The following is a 17,370-nucleotide window of genomic DNA, read 5'->3' as shown; positions in this document are numbered from 1 at the left end:
CCCCCAGGGAGTGGTTAGTTTTGCCCCACCGACTTCTATCCCCAGTGGCACGACAATTCGCATTAACGGCTCTACCAGTATGGTACAGATTAATCAAGCCTTAAAAGCCGCTTTAACGGCCAAATTTCAGGGGGTAGAGGTCTTGACAAATGCTCAAGGATCTGATAGGGGATTAGAGGAAGTGGCCCGGGGGGCGATCGATATTGCGGCGGTGTCACGACCTTTAACCGAGTCGGAACGTTCTCAGGGATTGGCTTCTAGTCCGATTGTCCGAGACGCGATCGCTGTTGTGGTGGGAGTAAAAAACCCCTTTGCGGGGGGGTTAACCACTACCCAAGTTAAAGATATTTTTACCGGAAAAATCACCTCTTGGTCCGAGGTGGGCGGTTCTGCTGCTACTATTCAAGTGATTAATCGTCCCCCTATTAGTGGCACTTATCAAAGTTTTCGTCAGGAAGTGCTGCAAGGGGGGGAATTTGGTACAGGAAGTAATTTTAAAATGATGGACAGGGATGCCACCACCCCAATTTTGCGAGTTTTGGGACTGAATGGCATTAGTTACGCAACCTATAACCAAATTGCCAACCAAAAAACCGTCAGGGCGATCGCTATTGAGGGAATTTTACCCAGTGAACCTAATTATCCCTGGCAGCGTACCCTTTACTACGTTTACAAAGAACCTGCTAGTGAAGCGGTCAAAGCTTTTATGGGTTTTGTGTCTTCTAGTGATGGTCAGGAAGCGATTTTTCGGGCCAATGAAGACCTACAAAAGTAGTTAGCGAGAATATCCGAAAATCTGGGAAATTTTACGCCTTGCATGACTAGGGTGAGCATTGCCTATTTTACCGTGGAGACGGGGAGGCATTAGACCTCTTGCATAAATCCGAAAACAAACGATAGAAACAATAATGGGAGGGACTTTCAGTTAATTATTTATTAGTAGTTGATAATCTTCAAAAATGTTGCTGTACAAGGATCGACTTAAGACTTTTGCAAGAGGTCTATTGAGAATGGTTAGCTGAACACCATTATCTTTTTCATAAACGATCGCCACGGGAATGGTCAACTGGGGAGCTTTTTTCGGCAAGGTGGGGAAAATATGGCTCTCTTATTCTTTATATGATCAGTTTAACTTATATAGAAGCGATCAATCTTTGTGTCCTCTGTGTCTCTGTGGTTCCTTCCACTCGCTCGCCAGCAGGACTGTATCTTAGAATACATTTTACCCACCGAACCTAAGAGAGCCAAAATATAGGCATAACCGTCTTCTTTGAGGAGCAGATTGCCGAAAGAAAGGTAATTAATATCAAGAATTGCTTAGATGTTTTTAGATGTTGTTTAACATCTTATTCCTCGACTTCCATCAGTTGCATATGAACTGCGCCGTCCTGCCGCCGATTATCTCAGAAATGATATTTGGGAGCTTAGAGCCAAACAGGGAACCATACAATATCGAATCCTCTATTTTTATCATGGTCAAGATATAGCAATTATCGGTCATGCTCTTATCAAAAAAACTTCCGCCGTTCCCTCACAAGACATTGAGAGAATTATCCAGAGAAAAGCATAATTTAAACAAAATCCAGAACTTCATACTTATCAAGGAGAAATATAGCGTTTTTCAGTCTGCTGAGGTACAAAAGTTATGGGTTTTAGGCAAAAAGGCCAAAGGCAAAAAGGCAAAAAAATAGGTGTACCTCACTAGCTTAGAAAACGCTATATCTTTTGGTATTAATCGGTTTGTGCCTCAAGTTTATCCCTGTATGGATTTCAGCTATTTTTGAGCGTAGGCACTCTCATCGAATTTTATTTGGCTCTACCAAACCTGTCATGCAAAACTATCAACAACTTATGCTTGTAAAGCTTGTGTACTAGGGCTTTGAGTTTTTGTTAGATTGATATTTATCAACTTTAGAGCATTGCTGGACAGAGAGGGAGCTTGGGGAATTTTCTACAGTGTAAGTTCGGAAGAACCTTTTATTTTAAGTTAATTATTTGCATAACAATTACCGAAGAACCAAATTTATCAAGATTGTAGAACGTTCAAAGGTGCTGAGAGAAAATTGGAAAAATGGATAAGAATAGACCGAATATTATATCAAAGTAGTGCCAGTATAATCCAGAAGCAATCGAACTGCGTGCGCCCAAAATGTCCTATAGATATTTCAACAAAATTGAGATGCACCCAAATTATCCCTATTCTTCTTCCTTCCACACAAAAACCAGAAGGGCCAAGGTGCGCCAGAACCAGCAGCCGCTGCCGCGAATGTTGACCAACCAACCACGGAAAAACCCAAGATTGAGCAACCAGAAACAACTCAACCCAAAGCTAAATAACATTCCCGCCACTGGTTTAGAAGATTACGGACGCTGGAAAACCATGTTCAAAGACCGCAAGGCGAATCCCAACGATCCGCCTTTTCGCCGCGGTCGTATCTGGTGTTAGACACATTCAATTAATCTTCCGGTTCTATCCCCAAGGCCCTTAACTGTTCCGCTAGGCGATCGGCTCGTTGTCGTTCCTGTTCGGCTCGTTGTCGTTCCTGTTCAGTAGATTCCTGGGAAGTTAACAACAAGTTACCTTCCGCATCCCACCAGCGAAGCCAGGGAAAGAACTGATTTTGGTATTCCCCTTGCCAAATTCCTAACTCTACCTTTAAAGGAGTAATGGGATAATGACCGCGCTGATTAGGAGTCATTTTTTGGTAACGACCATTAACTAACTGGTACATCTCAATCTGGGCCTTGTTAACCTCATAAATTCCATAAAAAGGAATTTGAATCGCTCGCTCATAAATCCAAAATTTACCCTTAACAGGCGTTTTATCCCGTTCTTCTTCACCATTACCAGAGACAAATTCCAAGGCAATAACAGGTTCAATGGTTTCTTTCCACATCACAAAAGAACGGCGAACTTGACCATCAATAGTCGTGGGGACATGGGGAACATAAAACCAATCGGGAGCAACAGCACCCTTTTCTAGGGATTCTGGATGCTCTGGCAATCGCCAATAAATCCCACAATCTCGACCCAGACAGTAATTACCGTCAGGATGTAATTGCTCTAAAAGGGGTGTGATAGTATCCGTTAAAAGGTCTGCTTGGGGAGGCTCTTGATAGTTTTTCACAAAACTTCCATCTTTATCGGGGAGTTGGGTGTGGTCGGGTAAAGGGGAAGCGCAATACACCGTTGCAGAAGGTTCCTGAATTGTGGTTGAGGGTTGTACCGTTTGGGTCATTGAACTCATCTTTAATTCCCCTATTTTTGTTATCTAGCTTTTATTCTATAACTGTTCTTGAAAACCTGCAAAAACTATACCTGATCTCAATGCTATCCCCGCAATGACTGCTCTTCGCTCCCAGACAAAAGGCGAACCACGCATCAAAATCGCCGTTCTTGATGGACTAATTGATTTAGATAGCACCTGTTTCCAATCAGCAAATATTACCTGCCTTTATCCTTATTGTTCGGAAGAATTTTCCATCGATCCGCAACACTTAAGTAGGTAGGCGTTAAAAGTTGTCAGATGCCCCCCTTATCAAGGGGGGATTAAGGGGGGATCCCCCCGCCTATCGGCACCCCCCTTATCAAGGGGGGCAGGGGGGATCGAACCTAAAATCCATTTTTAATTTAATTATAACCAGCTACTTACAAGCCTTTTTAGATATAGAAAAAAGTGGCAAAAGTGATGAAGAAAAAGAGGATATGTTCAAAGAAGCAATACCAGAGGAAAACATCCGCAACATTTTGCATTTGCGCTTCCATGCTAACCATATTATCAGCACCATTTGTGGACAGCCAGATTCACCGCTCCCCGCTCCCCGCTCCTTTATACCTTCTCAACAGAATTTAGTATAACCACTGAGGCCAGGGTTAGCTTATGAAAATTGTCTCAAATGTACTTAACAAAAATGTCGATCAAATTCAATTATAATTAACTTCTTATTCAAAATTTTAGTTAATTATGCGTTACAAACTTTTAGGTAATAGTGGTCTGCGGGTTTCCGAACTATGTCTAGGAACGATGACATTCGGGGAAGATTGGGGTTGGGGGTCCGATAAAGAGGAAAGTCGGGCCGTTTTTCAGGCTTTTGCGGAAGCGGGCGGCAATTTTCTCGATACTGCTAATATCTACACAAACGGAACCAGTGAAACATTAGTGGGGGAATTTGTCAAGGGCGATCGAGAAAAATGGGTAATCGCCACGAAATATTCTCTCAACACCCGTCCCGGGGATGTCAATGCCTGCGGAAATCATCGAAAAAACCTTTTTCAAGCGGTAGAAGCTAGTTTAAAGCGTTTAGGTACTGATTACATCGATTTACTCTGGCTTCATATTTGGGACTCTCTCACTCCTATGGAGGAAGTGATGCGTGCTTTCGATGATTTGGTCAGGATGGGAAAAGTGCTTTATATCGGCATTTCTGACAGTCCTGCTTGGATTGTCTCCCAAGCAAACACCCTGGCCACCCTACGGGGATGGACACCCTTTATCGGACTACAAATAGAATATTCTCTCAAGGAACGCACCCCCGAACGGGAATTATTGCCTATGGCCAAAGCATTAAACATCGGGGTGACAGCTTGGAGTCCCCTGGGAGGAGGAGTTTTAACGGGAAAATATAATCAACCCAACCCCGTCGATGGTCGTTTAAGCATGACCGACCAACCTTTTCAAATTCTTGATCGCGATCTGAAAATTGCCGAGACTGTCCTAGAGATAGCCAGAGAAATCGGGAAATCACCGGCACAAGTGGCGTTAAATTGGCTCAGAAATCGCCCTAACTCCGTAATTCCTATCATTGGCGCTCGAAGATTGTCCCAATTGCAGGATAATCTCGCCTGTGTGGACTTTAACCTGACTGGGGAACAGCTGCAAAGACTCGATAATATCAGTGCCATTTCCCTCGGTTTTCCCCAGGAACTTTTAGCCAGTCAATTTGTTCGCGATATTCTATTAGGAGGAGTAGCGGCACAATTGGATCGATGATGGAAGTCTTTGTTTATGGAACCCTGAAACCTAAAGAGAGTAACTATTCTGCCTACTGTGCAGGAAAAGTGATCAACTCTAAAACCGCCTACACAAAGGGGCATTTATACCATCTTACCGCCCTCGGTTATCCCGGACTGACCGAGGGGGAAGGCTGGGTCAAGGGAATTTTATTGACTTTTAACGCAGATTATGATATTGGGTTTTTGGATAGTTTGGAAGATTATCAACCCGGCAGAGCTGCGGAAGAAAACGAGTATCAGCGTCGCAGAATCCCTATTTATAATCTAGAGCGAGAATTGATCGGCGAAGCCTGGGGATATGTGATGACACCAGCAAAAATAGCTTTTCATGGTGGAGTTTGGCTGCCTTCCGGTTGGTGGACCAGTAGCGATCGAGAATAGGGATGAGGGGTCCGATTCTGTTAAGATATACAAATTAAAAGCTTAATCGTGAAAAAATTATGTATCTACTCCTAGAAGTGGCCAGTGGCAAATTCCCCGTTTATTTCGTGGCAGTTTATGTGGTCGGTTTTCTGGCTGCTGTCACCATCGGTTCGATCGCTTGGTATAATTCTAAGCGTCCTGTTGGTTGGGAAGATGCCCAAAGACCGGATATTGTCCCCGAAGTGAAGACAGATATAGATTCTGATTCTCGATCCTAGAAAAAGGCAGTTATCAGTTATCAGCTTCTCAAGGCAAGAGGCAAGGGGCAAAACACAGAATCTGGCAATTCTCCTACCTAAAAAGAAGGTTAGAAACTAAGTACATCAAAGCTTTTAGCTTAACAAATTAGGTTTTAGATTCGGACCTTGTTATCAGATGTGGGTTTTCAGTTCACTGATTACTGATTACTATTCACTGACAGAACTACCCATTCCCTTCCATCTTCCCTATTCTCGATTTTGCTATGAAACTAACAGCGATGTCCTTTAATATTCGCTACGATAAACCCGATCCTGATGAGCGTAATTGGCGAGTAAGAAGGGAAGCAGTAGCGGCTTTAATTGCTCACTATTCTCCCGATATAATTGGTACTCAGGAGGCTCGCGCTAATCAACTATTGGACCTACACCGTTTATTGCCAAAATACCAAAGTTTAGGTAGCGATCGCAGAGGGACAGGATTAGATGAACATTGTGCGATTTTGTATCAACCAAGTCGGTTAAAATGTTTAGAGATTTATGAATTTTGGTTATCAGAAACTCCCGATATTGTTGGCAGTATTACCGAAGCTTGGGGTAATCCTTATCCCCGCATGGTAACGGGGGCTAAATTTCGCACTCTTGAGGGGCAAACTTTGCAGTTTTATAACACCCATCTCGATTACTATAGCGACAAAGCTAAGGACTTAGGTGCTAAGTGCATACAGGAGCGTTTTTGTCAACTAGATTTAACAGAAGATTACCTGTTTTTAACGGGGGATTTTAATGTTAATTCTCAACGATTACCCCGTCAGATTTTAACTCAACCTCTCCAGACAGAAATTAAATTAAAGGATGCTTTAGCCGATTTGGAGTTATCGGAACAAATGAGCTTTAATAATTACACCGACACCCCTTATTTAGCCATCGATACCATTTATTATGATAACCGTTTGCAGTTAGATTGGGTAAAAGTAGATCCTTCCCGTTGGCTGAATCTTATTCCTTCCGATCATTATCCCGTAATTGCTGCTTTTACCTTGCCCTAAAAATAGATTATTTTTGTATTTAGCAAATATATAGAGGGTAAAAGCTTCAGCAGACTTTGGTGATTCGGTGGTTAAATTTGTTAAGTAGGTAGGCGTTAAAAATTATCAGATGCCCCCCTTATCAAGGGGGGATTAAGGGGGGATCGGCACCCCCCTTATCAAGGGGGGCAGGGGGGATCAAAGACAAAATCTATCTTCAATTTAATTATAACCACTTACCTAAGTGTTTTCAACAGGAAAAAAACTCAAGAAGTGATATTTTTATGGCTATTATCGATGCAATTCTGTTTATTTTCCTCCGGGGATTAGTTACCAATCCTCTGTTTATTTGATTAATTCCACCCCATCTTTGCCGTCAATCTCCTGTAGATAAACTCTGACCTGTTCCTCGGCTGCGGTGGGGAGTTTTTTGCCCGTAAAATCCGGGTGAATTGGTAATTCCCGATGACCACGATCAACGAGGACTAATAAGCGGATTTTTTGCGGTCTGCCATACTCAATAATAGCATTAAAAGCGGAGCGGATTGTGCGACCTTTATAGATAACATCATCAACTAAAATCACAGTTTTTCCCGTGACATCTAGGGGCATTTTGGTTTTAGCAGGAGTGCGGGTTTTAATGCGATCGAGATCGTCGCGATAGAAGGTAATATCGATCGCTCCCACGGGAACTTTTACCCCTTCTAAGCTCTCAATTTGACTAGCGATTAAATTAGCTAAAGGCACTCCTCGCGTGTAGATACCGATCAAAATCAAGTTATTTAAATCGCCACTTTTTTCGATAACTTCGGAAGCTAAACGGGTAATAGTGCGACGAATTTCGTCAGCCGAGAGAATTTCAATTAACTGTGAGGTCATAATTTTCCAAGACAAGGGGGGATAGGGAAATTTTTACAGTAATGGTCTTTTTTTATTTTTTCTTTTTTCTTTTAAAACCATCTCTATCATTAAAGAATATAATTGTTTTCATCTACTTATTTTAACTCGATCGCTCATGAGTGATGAATTATTGCAAAAATCTGCCCTAGAATTAGCCCAACTGATTCGCACTAAACAAATCTCCCCCCTAGAATTAACCCATTTATACCTCGACAGAATTGAGAAATTTGACTGTCAAATCGGTAGTTTTGTCCATGTCGCCGGGGAAAGCGCCCTAGCCACCGCCAGCACCCAAACGGAACAATTAAGTCAAATCACCGATACTGCCGAATTACCGCCTTTTTTTGGAGTTCCCACCGCCATTAAAGACTTAAATGCCGTCGCTGGAATGCCGGTTAGTTACGGAGTCGCCGCTTTACAGGGAAATATCGCCCAATACGACGAAGGAATCGTCACCAGAATGAAAATGGCGGGTTTTATCCTTCTGGGCAAAACTGCCACTTCCCAGTTAGGTTCCTTTCCCTACACCGAAAATCCGGGTTTTTTGCCGACTCGTAACCCCTTCAACCGCAATTATACCGCAGGAGGTTCCAGTGGCGGCGCGGCGGCGGCGGTAGCGGCGGGTTTCTGCCCGATTGCCCAGGGTTCCGACGGTGGTGGTTCCATTCGTACTCCGGCGGGTTGTTGCGGTTTGGTGGGGATAAAACCCAGTCGTGGGCGCGTTTCCTATGCCCCAGTGGGGGAATTTCAAAGCGGTATCGCCACTAACGGCACTCTTTCTAAGACGGTGGCAGATGGGGCGGCGCTGCTTACCGTGATTTCGGGCTATACGACGGGCGATCCCTACTGGCTACCCGATCCGCCCTTTTCTTTCCTAGAAGCCACTCAGAGAGGCGTAAAACCCCTGAGAATCGCTTTTTCTACTTCCATATCCCCCTTCGGCGAGGTGGCTTCCGTTTATAAAAATGCTGTCCTCGACACGGCTAAAATTTTAGAGGGTATGGGGCATCATTTAACCGAGTATTCTCCGGATTTACAGGCTTTAATCGCTCCTTTTCGCTGTATTTGGCAAGCGGGAACGGCAGCGACGGGAATTCCCAAGCAGTTATTAAGTCCTCTTAACCAATGGTTATTAGAGAATTCTGGCAGCGCGGGGGAATACCTGCAAGCAGTGCAGCAGATGCACATTATTTCGCGGCAAATTGTGGCGATGTTTGATAATTTTGATGTCTTACTTTTGCCTATTTTCCTACATCAACCCCCCGGAATTGGTGAGTGGGAAAATTTACCACCGGAAGAAGCGGTTAATAGGATGATTCGTTGGATTGCACCTTCTCCGATTGCTAATGCGAGTGGTTTACCTGCGATTGCTTTACCCACAGGAGTGGATAGTCAGGGTTTACCCGTGGGAATTCAGTTAGTAGGTAAACCTGCTGATGAAATCACTTTGTTAGGTTTATCGGCACAATTAGAGGCAGCTAATCCTTTACGTTTGACTGCTAATTTTAACTAGGTAGGTGTTAAAAGTTGTCAGACACCCCCCTTATCAAGGGGGATCCCCCCGCCTATCGGCACCCCCCTTATCAAGGGGGGCAGGGGGGATCGAAGCTAAAATCCATTTTTAATTTAATTATAACCAGCTACTTAACTAGCAAGACTTTCGGTAAATTGGGGAATGGAAGCGATAAGTTTACGCGTGTAGTCGCTTTGGGGAGAATTGATAATTTCGTTAGCTGTACCGATTTCCTCAATTTTACCTTTATTCATCACCATAATTCGATCGCTCATAAATCTGACAACACTTAAATCGTGGGAAATAAAGATATAAGTTAGATTAAATTCCTGCTGTAATTCTTTGAGTAAATTTAAGACTCCCGCTTGCACAGAAACATCTAAAGCAGAGACAGATTCATCACAGATAATAAACTGAGGATTTAAGGCTAAAGCGCGAGCAATACACACCCTTTGTCGTTGTCCTCCTGATAATTGATGGGGATAGCGATCAAACCAATTAGGATCAAGTTTAACTCGTTCTAATAAATATTCTACTCGTTGCCGTTGCTTTTGGGAATTGCCGCCGGTATGATGAATAACCATCGGTTCTAAAATTGCTTTACCAATGGATAAACGGGGATTCAGGGAGTTGTAGGGATTCTGAAAAATTATCTGTAATTCCCGTCGCAGTAGTCTTAATTTTGGCTCACTGGGGTTTAATTTAGCGAGATTTTCTCCTCGGAAATAGATATCCCCAGAAGTAGCAGGAATTAAGCGCAGAATTGTCCTTGCTAAGGTGGATTTTCCGCAACCCGACTCACCGACTAAACCGAGGGTTTCCCCCTGTTTAACGGCAAAACTGACGTGATCTACGGCATTAAAAAAGGTCTTTACTTGCCCGAAAACTCCCTTAACTGGAAATCTAACGGATAAATTTTCTACTGATAAAATATTCTCGTGATGTTGTAACCCTTCAATTCTGCTTTCTTCCTCCTGGATAGTAATAAATTTAACTGCCGGTGGAGTAATTTCCTGTAGTTCAATAATCTTACCTTGAGAGTCTTTTTCCACTTGTAAAAAATCGCTGACAGTGGGTAATTTTTCGGGACGAGAGTTTAAGCGAGGACGACAGGCAAGTAAACCTTTTGTGTAGGGATTTTGGGGATAATTTAATACTTCTTCTTTTGTTCCCTGTTCGACAATTTCTCCTTGATACATCACGACAATTTGATCGGCAATTTCGTTAATAACTCCTAAATCGTGGGAGATAAAAACCATTGACATTTCTCGATCGCTTTTACACAAATCTCGTAATAATCTTAATATTTCTGCTTGGACAGTCACATCTAAAGCGGTGGTTGGTTCATCGGCAATTAATAGGGTAGGATTACAAGAAATCGCCATGGCAATCATTACCCTTTGTAATTGTCCCCCCGATAATTCGTGAGGATAACGCTTGAGAATTGTCTCTTTTTGTTCCTGAAGATAAGTTCTAATTTTTTCTCTAACATGACCCTTATTTTCTAAGGGAAAAGTTTCTATATACTTCTCCTCTAACTGTTCATCACTGGGTAATAAGCGCACTTCTTGCAGTAGAGAGATGGCTTGATTTTTTGCCTGTTCGGAGGTGACTTTTTGATGCAGTAAAATTGCTTCGGTGAGTTGAAACTCGATGTTATACACTGGATTAAGAGAACTCATGGGTTCTTGGAAAATCATCGCCATTTCTCCCCCGCGATAATAACGCAATTCTTCCGGGGGAATAGACAATAAATCTACTGCTTGCTTTGACTGACTTTTTGCCGGACGAAAGCAAATTTCTCCCCCGGTAATTTTCCCCGGAGAGGGAACCAATCCCATGAGTGCGAGGGAGGTGACGGATTTTCCTGAACCCGACTCCCCCACACAACCGAGAACTTGACCTTTCTGCAAGCTAAAACTAATGTTATTAACGGCGACTGTTGTTCTTTTCTGATTAGAAAATTCAACGGTGAGATGGTGAACGTCGAGAATTTTGTTATCCATAGGTCTTTAACTGGTGAAACCTAGCATCATCTTAACCTAAGTTGTCAATTTTAACTATATAGCAGTTATCTTATTGGTGAGGTGGGAAGTTTTACTTACCCAATCAGGTTACATTTTCTCTTGATGAGAAAAGCTATATTCACCTTCACTCATCAACAAATAAGAGGTGAGCTATTTTCTTAGCTTAATTATACTTATCCTCTCCAAGCCATTCATTTTGGTTCCGCATTCTATTTTTAATAATAGCTTTAATGGTGTCGGTTGCAACTTCGAGTTCTATCAGTAAACAAGTTTGTAATATTAAAGTTACGGTACACAAAAGATCATAGAGTTCTTGATTTTTTATTTTGATTTCCTTGTCTGGGTGAGTTAAATTATGTCTAATCTCAGTTACTCGCTTAAGAAATTTATCTTTTAAATCTTGATCTTTGGTTATCCTAGAGAATAAACTATCATCTTGTGAGTTGAACGTATCAGCAAAGCTTTGTTTAGTGTCGTCATTGTTTTCAACGAACAAATAGGAAATATTATCTATAATATCTCTCAGTCTATCCTTTAGATTCTTCTCAACTTTAAACAAGTATTTAACTTTCCCATCTAAAAACCTTTTGAAATCTTCTTTCATAGGATAATTTTGAATAACTTCGCGAAGTTTTTGATAAATGCCATTTTGATAACTATCTTGAGACATATATTCGATTTTATGTTTTCCTTTTTGAGTTTGTTTATGATATATCTCCAACGCTTGCACAATATTCAGAAATTGATATTCCAGATATAATTCTGGAGTCCTAATATTTATTAATAATCCCTGAAAGACAATTTTAAATTTCTCTCGCTTATCTATCCAGTTTTGAAAAATTTTTTCCAAATCATCTTTAATATTATCATAAGTTAACAGCATTTTTGACCAATGATGGACATAATCGGAATTTTTTGACGGTTTTCTTTCATTCCATATAATTTCAATCGGAGTTATTTCAGTTCCGTATTGGTTGTCGTTGTCGGTTTTATCATGTCTAGCGTGAACTGAAACAATTTGATTAGAAGAATAAGTAGCAAAGCTAAGAAAATCACGAAATTGGATAACTAAGTTTTTACAATCTTCTAAACTGCTTGAGTTTTTATTGACAATCTCAAGACAAATTCTACATTTAATATCAGCGCTGTTATGGTAGCTAAGATTATAAATCGGAACAAAAGCGATACTCAGTTCGAGTTCCCTGATTACTCCTACTTTAATATTTGGTAATCGTTCGTAAGTAATCTTGACTATATTTTCGTTATTTTTTATGTCTAAAGGACTAATTTTTACCCATTCATTTAAAAAAGAAAAATCAACTTTTAATTTTTTAAATTTGTTCAAGTCTTCCTTATTTAAAAGATAATTGTTCTGAAAATATATATCATACAAAAGCATATATTCGGGATTTACTTGCAAATTTACCAGATTTTCTCCTGTTTTTGTTTCCTTAATATCACAGTTAAAAAGGCTGACAAATTTTCCATCGATAAGTTTTCCATAAATCAGGGTTGCTTGTGATTTGAATCCATAAGGAAACCAGGACAATAGCGGGGCTAAAGTGTTGAAAGTATCATCAATATTTAAAACTAAACGTTGATTAAGTTTATGGGAAAGTTTCCCAATTACTCGTTTTTCTGGGTGTTCAGGGAGCCACCAGTAACCTTCTCTTTCAAATTCGTCAATCATATTAGCTGATCATTAAGTTTGTAGTATAAATATACCTTTTCGCATTATAGCGAATTTAGTACAAGATAACTAACAAATTTTCGGCATTAAGAAGATTTTCGTCTCTGAGCGATCGCCATTTACCAGAGACTTGTGACTTTTTTAAAGAAATATTTTTCTTTTCTGTCTCCCCTTTGGGATTACACTGGTAATTGAGAATAATTAGCATTTATTTAAGCGATCGCAATTCTTAGACAGTTTCAAAACCGTTGACTGAGGCTGACAGTAGTGCAGTTCTCACCCTTTGATCACTTTAGTAAACTCGATGAGCTATCAAGGAATTATTGTCACTTTTGAATGAAAGACCTTCATTACCTTTGGAGATAAGAAAAGCATGGACGATAAAATTAGACCTAATCAACCAGAAAAACCAGAAAAATCGCCAAATAAAGCCCAATTTTTCCGTTGGGGTGGTAAAAAGACGGAATTAGATAATGTCACTCCCACGGGTAATGACTTGGCTGCCACCTATCCCCTCGCACAAGTGGCAATGGGAAAAACCGTCTGGTTAGCGGGGTTTCAGGGGACAGGAGGGATTAATCGACTCCTAGGTATGGGATTAAACCCCGGCATTCAATTACAGGTGATTAGTTCCCAACCGAGGGGATCAGTTTTAATTGCCATTCAAGACAATCGTATCGGTATCGGGGCAGAAATGGCCGAAAAAATCCTCGTTAGTGACAGTCAACCGAAAAAACTGGAACCCAAAAAAGACCTACCTGAAGTAAGAACATTTCTGCGGGAGATACCCATAGGAAAAGCGGGTAAAGTCGTCGGTTATGACCGAGCATTGCGCGGATACAAAGGAAAATTGTTATCAATGGGATTAACTCCGGGGACAGAGTTTACCGTCATTCGCGTCGCACCTTTGGGGGATCCCGTCGAGATTCGAGTGCGGGGATTTCATCTCAGTCTGCGTAAACAGGAGGCAGACGCTTTAATCGTCGAAGAAATAGACCCAGAAAGCTAAATTTAATCATCTCAGCCTATTCGTCACTAAATATCCTAAATTATGGTCAAACCGATTATCGCCTTAATTGGCAATCCTAACTGTGGCAAAACTACCCTTTTTAATGCTCTCACAGGAGCCAATCAACGGACCGGCAACTGGCCGGGAGTAACAGTCGATCGCAAAGAGGGACGATTTCAAGTTAACGGGGAAGATATCACCCTTGTGGATTTACCCGGAGTCTATTCCCTCGATGTGGAAGAAGGGGAAACGGGAATGGATGAATTAGTCGCTAGGGACTATCTGCTGTCAGGAGAAGCGGATTTAGTGATTAATATCGTCGATGCTTCTAATTTAGAGCGTAATCTCTACCTGACTACCCAAATCATGGAGATGCGTTTACCGATGTTGATTGCCCTGAATATGATGGATGTGGCCAAAACTAGGGGTATTGTGGTTAATCCGCAACTCTTAAGCGATCGCATGGATGCAATTGTCGTGCCGATTAGTGCGGTTAAAGGGGAAGGAATCGGAGAATTAAAGCAAAAAATTGGGGAATTAGTCAGTAATATTAGCCATACTGCCGCTTATGTGGCTTATCCTGCGGTAATTGAGGAAGCTCTGAACGAGATTGTTACCTACATTAACGACCATAGCAGTAAGAGGATCGTTGAGCCAAGATGGACTGCTTTAAATCTACTGCAATACGAGGATCGCATCGCCCCAGAATTGCGCTCCCAGGAACTATTAAGCATTATCGTCAAGCATAGACGACAAATACACCAAGTTTTAGGGGAAGACCTCGATATTTTAATTGCTGATACTCGTTATGGCTTTATTCAGCAAGTTACCCAGGGAGCCACTCAACGGACTGGACAGATAAATGATACCATGTCCGATCGCCTCGATCGCATTGTTCTCGATCGCTGGTGGGGAATTCCGATATTTTTGGGCGTAATGTACCTAATGTTCTTGTTTACCATCAATGTTAGTGCTGCCTTTATCGATTTCTTCGATTTAACTGCCCAGACTATCTTTGTCGATGGTTTTGCCCAAGTTTTACAAACAATCCATACCCCCGGCTGGCTAATTGCTCTGCTCGCTGATGGAGCGGGGGGAGGTGTGCAAACCGTCGCCACTTTTATCCCCGTAATTGGCTTTATGTTCCTCTTTTTGTCAATTTTAGAAGATTCTGGCTATATGGCCCGGGCAGCCTTCGTCATGGACCGATTGATGCGTTTGGTGGGATTGCCGGGTAAATCCTTTGTTCCCATGCTAGTGGGATTTGGTTGCAGTGTACCGGCAATTATGGCCACCAGGACTCTGGAAAATTCCCGCGATCGTTTAATGACGATTATGATGAACCCTTTTATGTCCTGTGGGGCCAGATTACCTGTTTATGCCCTATTTGCGGCGGCTTTTTTCCCCATAGGTGGTCAAAACATCGTTTTTGGTCTTTATATCTTAGGAATTCTCGCCGCTATTTTGACGGGATTGGTGATGAAAAAAACCCTACTCAAGGGAGAAGTCAGTCACTTTATTATGGAATTGCCTCCCTATCATCTACCGCGTCTAAAAGGGGTTTTAATTCGCACTTGGGAACGTCTGCAAGCGTTTTTATGGAAAGCTGGACGAGTTATCGTTTTAATGGTGATGATTTTGGGACTACTCAACTCCGTCAGTTTTGATGGTTCTTTTGGTAATCAAGACAGCGAGCGATCGGTTTTAAGTGCCACCAGTAAAGCTGTAACTCCTATTTTCTCACCCATGGGACTAGAGCAGCAAAACTGGCCGGCAACGGTGGGCATTTTTACGGGAGTTTTTGCCAAAGAAGCGATGGTAGGGACATTAAACTCGATTTACGGCCAACTAGCAGGGGAAGATAACCCTAATCAGGGGGCAGCAGCCGAAAAATTCGACTTTTGGGGGCAAATTCAGGCAGCTATCGCCACTATTCCCGCCAATTTAGCGCAATTACCCAATCAATTACTTGATCCCTTGGGTTTGAATATTGGTGATCTGCAAGATCAAAAAACGGCTGCCGAGAAGCAAGAGGTAGATTTAGGAATCTTTGGGGCGATGGCGAAAAGATTTGATGGTCAAGCGGGTGCTTTTGCCTATCTTTTGTTTGTTCTGCTCTATTTTCCCTGTGTTTCGGCCACATCGGCCGTATATCGCGAAACTAATGCCGGTTGGACTGCTTTTATTGCTCTCTGGACCACAGGAATGGCCTATATTGTTGCCACTTCCTTCTATCAAATCGCCACTTTTTCTCAACATCCGGGATTTTCTCTCTTTTGGATAGTCTTGATGGGTTTAACCGTAGTCGGGGTTTTATTCACCTTAAAAAATCTCCCTCCCCGAAAAATCAATCGTCCCCTCTCCACTTCCTAACTCCTAAATTTACCTTTCTAGGTTGATAAAGATGATTTTAACCGATATACAGGCTTATCTTGCCAAAAATCAGAAAGCATCTCTGGCTGACTTGTCTACACACTTTCGGATGTCAGCGGATGCCTTAAGTCCTATGCTCGATCGCTTGCTGAAAAAAGGGCGAATTCGCCTGATTTCCCTAGAAAAATGCGGAGGATGCAGCCGTTGTTCCCCGGAATCTATGGCTTTTTACGAATGGATTGAGGGCAATTCCACAGGGACAAACAACTAAGAGTTGAATAAGTACCTAGGCAAAATTAATTACACATTTCGATAAAGCTTTTGCCTTTTGCCCATCTTCACTAGGAAATTTATTTTGCACGACTACTTACTATCTTTTTGTAGGAGATAAAATTATGATCACTAACACAGAAATTGTCTCGACACAATCGGCCACCAGCGAGGATCTGCAAATACAATTGGCCGAATTTCTGCGAGAACATAATGAAGTGGAGATGATTATTCCAGTTTTAATGGGATTATTTATTACCAGTCGTTTTCAACTGCGAGGGGCCAATGCACTATTATAGGAGTTACGCACTGTACAAATTCACCATGATGTGTATGAACGAAAATCCCTCGTTTCAGACTTTTGGCGATTAACTTATGATCGATAGCGAGCGCTCAAAAGTCATCAAAAAATCACGTTAAAATACCCGAAACCCATACCTCATATTTGGTCGATCCTGTCAATGCTTAAGTCCTAAATTATACCAATTCTCCAAAATCTGACTACAGATAGGGTAGAATATCATATTAGTAGAGTTAAAGGAAAAATATGGCAGGAGTTTATAAGATAGAAATATCTGAAAGTGAAGTAGAACTCAAGGAACTGCTTAGACAAGAAAAAACTGGTTCAAGAAAAGAAAGAATACAAGTATTGTACTTATTAAAGACAAAAAAGGCAAAAACGGTAACAGAAGCCGCGGAAATACTAGGAAGAAACAGAGTCACCGTACAAGATTGGTTAGGAAAATATCCAGAAACGTTGAATCCTGTAATAAAACTTTACATTGACAAGCATAATACCCCTATAACATCAAATTTTAAGTTGAATAGACAATCCTCCGGAACCAGTGTACATAGCTAATATGTTGACACATGAAACTCTGTAAATAGCGCAGTTTGTCTAATAAGCTTTTCCCAAATCCTTCTTC

Annotated in this window: 17 protein-coding genes and 3 pseudogenes; 14 read left to right on the top strand and 6 right to left on the bottom strand. The window is 41.6% G+C overall.

The genetic code is table 11. From position 1 onward, the window contains the following. The 3 genes and pseudogenes from IQ234_RS14525 to IQ234_RS14515 form a co-directional block, all read left to right on the top strand. Positions 1-775: phosphate ABC transporter substrate-binding protein (locus tag IQ234_RS14525; protein WP_193957607.1), on the top strand; the 775-nt coding region annotated here is incomplete at its 5' end. A 597-nt stretch (positions 776-1,372) separates the two neighbouring features. Continuing rightward, positions 1,373-1,570: pseudogene (locus tag IQ234_RS14520) on the top strand (type II toxin-antitoxin system RelE/ParE family toxin); the annotation flags it as partial. Between the two features lie 579 nt (positions 1,571-2,149). Further along, the gene (locus IQ234_RS14515; protein WP_228008548.1) at positions 2,150-2,446 is read left to right on the top strand and encodes a cyanobactin biosynthesis PatC/TenC/TruC family protein; all 297 of its coding nucleotides are present in this window, start codon (positions 2,150-2,152) and stop codon (positions 2,444-2,446) included. A 10-nt stretch (positions 2,447-2,456) separates the two neighbouring features. Here IQ234_RS14515 and IQ234_RS14510 read toward each other — a convergent pair whose 3' ends face one another. Beyond that, entirely contained in the window at positions 2,457-3,248 is a 792-nt protein-coding gene (locus IQ234_RS14510; protein WP_193957606.1) for a Uma2 family endonuclease, read from the bottom strand. A 94-nt stretch (positions 3,249-3,342) separates the two neighbouring features. Between IQ234_RS14510 and IQ234_RS14505 the strand changes: the two genes are divergently transcribed. The 5 genes from IQ234_RS14505 to IQ234_RS14485 all read left to right on the top strand — a co-directional run bounded on the left by IQ234_RS14505 (position 3,343) and on the right by IQ234_RS14485 (position 6,683). Then, positions 3,343-3,510 (top strand): anacyclamide synthesis AcyG domain protein, encoded by a 168-nt coding sequence (locus IQ234_RS14505; protein ID WP_228008547.1) that lies wholly within the window; start codon positions 3,343-3,345, stop codon positions 3,508-3,510. A gap of 455 nt (positions 3,511-3,965) precedes the next feature. Beyond that, positions 3,966-4,991 carry an aldo/keto reductase gene (locus IQ234_RS14500; RefSeq protein WP_185240590.1) on the top strand — a complete coding sequence of 342 codons (1,026 nt, stop codon included), beginning with the start codon at positions 3,966-3,968 and terminating at the stop codon, positions 4,989-4,991. Further along, positions 4,988-5,395 carry a gamma-glutamylcyclotransferase family protein gene (locus tag IQ234_RS14495; protein WP_193957605.1) on the top strand — a complete coding sequence of 136 codons (408 nt, stop codon included), beginning with the start codon at positions 4,988-4,990 and terminating at the stop codon, positions 5,393-5,395. The genes IQ234_RS14500 and IQ234_RS14495 overlap by 4 nt, the downstream gene beginning before the upstream one ends. A 59-nt stretch (positions 5,396-5,454) precedes the next feature. Then, positions 5,455-5,655 carry a photosystem II assembly protein Psb35 gene (gene psb35, locus IQ234_RS14490; RefSeq protein WP_185240588.1) on the top strand — a complete coding sequence of 67 codons (201 nt, stop codon included), beginning with the start codon at positions 5,455-5,457 and terminating at the stop codon, positions 5,653-5,655. Between the two features lie 245 nt (positions 5,656-5,900). Continuing rightward, the gene (locus IQ234_RS14485) at positions 5,901-6,683 is read left to right on the top strand and encodes an endonuclease/exonuclease/phosphatase family protein (RefSeq protein ID WP_193957604.1); all 783 of its coding nucleotides are present in this window, start codon (positions 5,901-5,903) and stop codon (positions 6,681-6,683) included. 324 nt (positions 6,684-7,007) lie between these two features. On the opposite strand, the gene pyrR is transcribed toward IQ234_RS14485, so the two are convergent. Then, positions 7,008-7,541, bottom strand: coding sequence for a bifunctional pyr operon transcriptional regulator/uracil phosphoribosyltransferase PyrR (gene pyrR, locus IQ234_RS14480; RefSeq protein ID WP_002742197.1), 534 nt, complete (start codon positions 7,539-7,541; stop codon positions 7,008-7,010). A gap of 136 nt (positions 7,542-7,677) precedes the next feature. Here pyrR and IQ234_RS14475 point away from each other — a divergent pair, with 136 nt between their 5' ends. Continuing rightward, the gene (locus IQ234_RS14475) at positions 7,678-9,075 is read left to right on the top strand and encodes an amidase (protein ID WP_193957603.1); all 1,398 of its coding nucleotides are present in this window, start codon (positions 7,678-7,680) and stop codon (positions 9,073-9,075) included. A 131-nt stretch (positions 9,076-9,206) separates the two neighbouring features. On the opposite strand, the gene IQ234_RS14470 is transcribed toward IQ234_RS14475, so the two are convergent. From IQ234_RS14470 to IQ234_RS14460, 3 genes are all read right to left on the bottom strand, one after another. Further along, positions 9,207-11,081, bottom strand: coding sequence for an ABC transporter ATP-binding protein (locus tag IQ234_RS14470; RefSeq protein ID WP_193957602.1), 1,875 nt, complete (start codon positions 11,079-11,081; stop codon positions 9,207-9,209). Between the two features lie 184 nt (positions 11,082-11,265). Beyond that, positions 11,266-12,792, bottom strand: coding sequence for a HEPN domain-containing protein (locus tag IQ234_RS14465; RefSeq protein WP_193957601.1), 1,527 nt, complete (start codon positions 12,790-12,792; stop codon positions 11,266-11,268). A 55-nt stretch (positions 12,793-12,847) separates the two neighbouring features. Next, on the bottom strand, positions 12,848-13,000 hold the full coding sequence (locus IQ234_RS14460; RefSeq protein WP_193957600.1) for a hypothetical protein: 153 nt from the start codon (positions 12,998-13,000) through the stop codon (positions 12,848-12,850). A 165-nt stretch (positions 13,001-13,165) separates the two neighbouring features. Between IQ234_RS14460 and IQ234_RS14455 the strand changes: the two genes are divergently transcribed. From IQ234_RS14455 to IQ234_RS21980, 5 genes and pseudogenes are all read left to right on the top strand, one after another. Continuing rightward, the gene (locus tag IQ234_RS14455) at positions 13,166-13,801 is read left to right on the top strand and encodes a FeoA family protein (protein WP_193957599.1); all 636 of its coding nucleotides are present in this window, start codon (positions 13,166-13,168) and stop codon (positions 13,799-13,801) included. A gap of 42 nt (positions 13,802-13,843) precedes the next feature. Continuing rightward, complete coding sequence (gene feoB, locus IQ234_RS14450) at positions 13,844-16,174, top strand: Fe(2+) transporter permease subunit FeoB (RefSeq protein WP_193957598.1); 2,331 nt, start codon at positions 13,844-13,846, stop codon at positions 16,172-16,174. Positions 16,175-16,205: 31 nt separating this feature from the next. Beyond that, positions 16,206-16,445, top strand: a complete 240-nt coding sequence (locus IQ234_RS14445; RefSeq protein WP_002787209.1) for a FeoC-like transcriptional regulator — start codon at positions 16,206-16,208, stop codon at positions 16,443-16,445. Positions 16,446-16,569: 124 nt separating this feature from the next. Further along, positions 16,570-16,740: pseudogene (locus IQ234_RS14440) on the top strand (metal ABC transporter ATPase); the annotation flags it as partial. 251 nt (positions 16,741-16,991) lie between these two features. Beyond that, positions 16,992-17,303 carry a helix-turn-helix domain-containing protein gene (locus tag IQ234_RS21980; protein WP_416209682.1) on the top strand — a complete coding sequence of 104 codons (312 nt, stop codon included), beginning with the start codon at positions 16,992-16,994 and terminating at the stop codon, positions 17,301-17,303. Here the strand turns inward: IQ234_RS21980 and IQ234_RS21205 are convergent. Beyond that, positions 17,260-17,370, bottom strand: a pseudogene (locus IQ234_RS21205) (IS4 family transposase); the annotation flags it as partial. The gene IQ234_RS21980 and the pseudogene IQ234_RS21205 sit on opposite strands and share 44 nt — an antisense overlap.

Source organism: Microcystis aeruginosa LEGE 91341 (genome assembly GCF_015206885.1).
GTDB classification, from domain to species: Bacteria; Cyanobacteriota; Cyanobacteriia; order Cyanobacteriales; family Microcystaceae; genus Microcystis; species Microcystis aeruginosa_H.
This window is presented reverse-complemented; position numbering and strand designations above follow the sequence as displayed.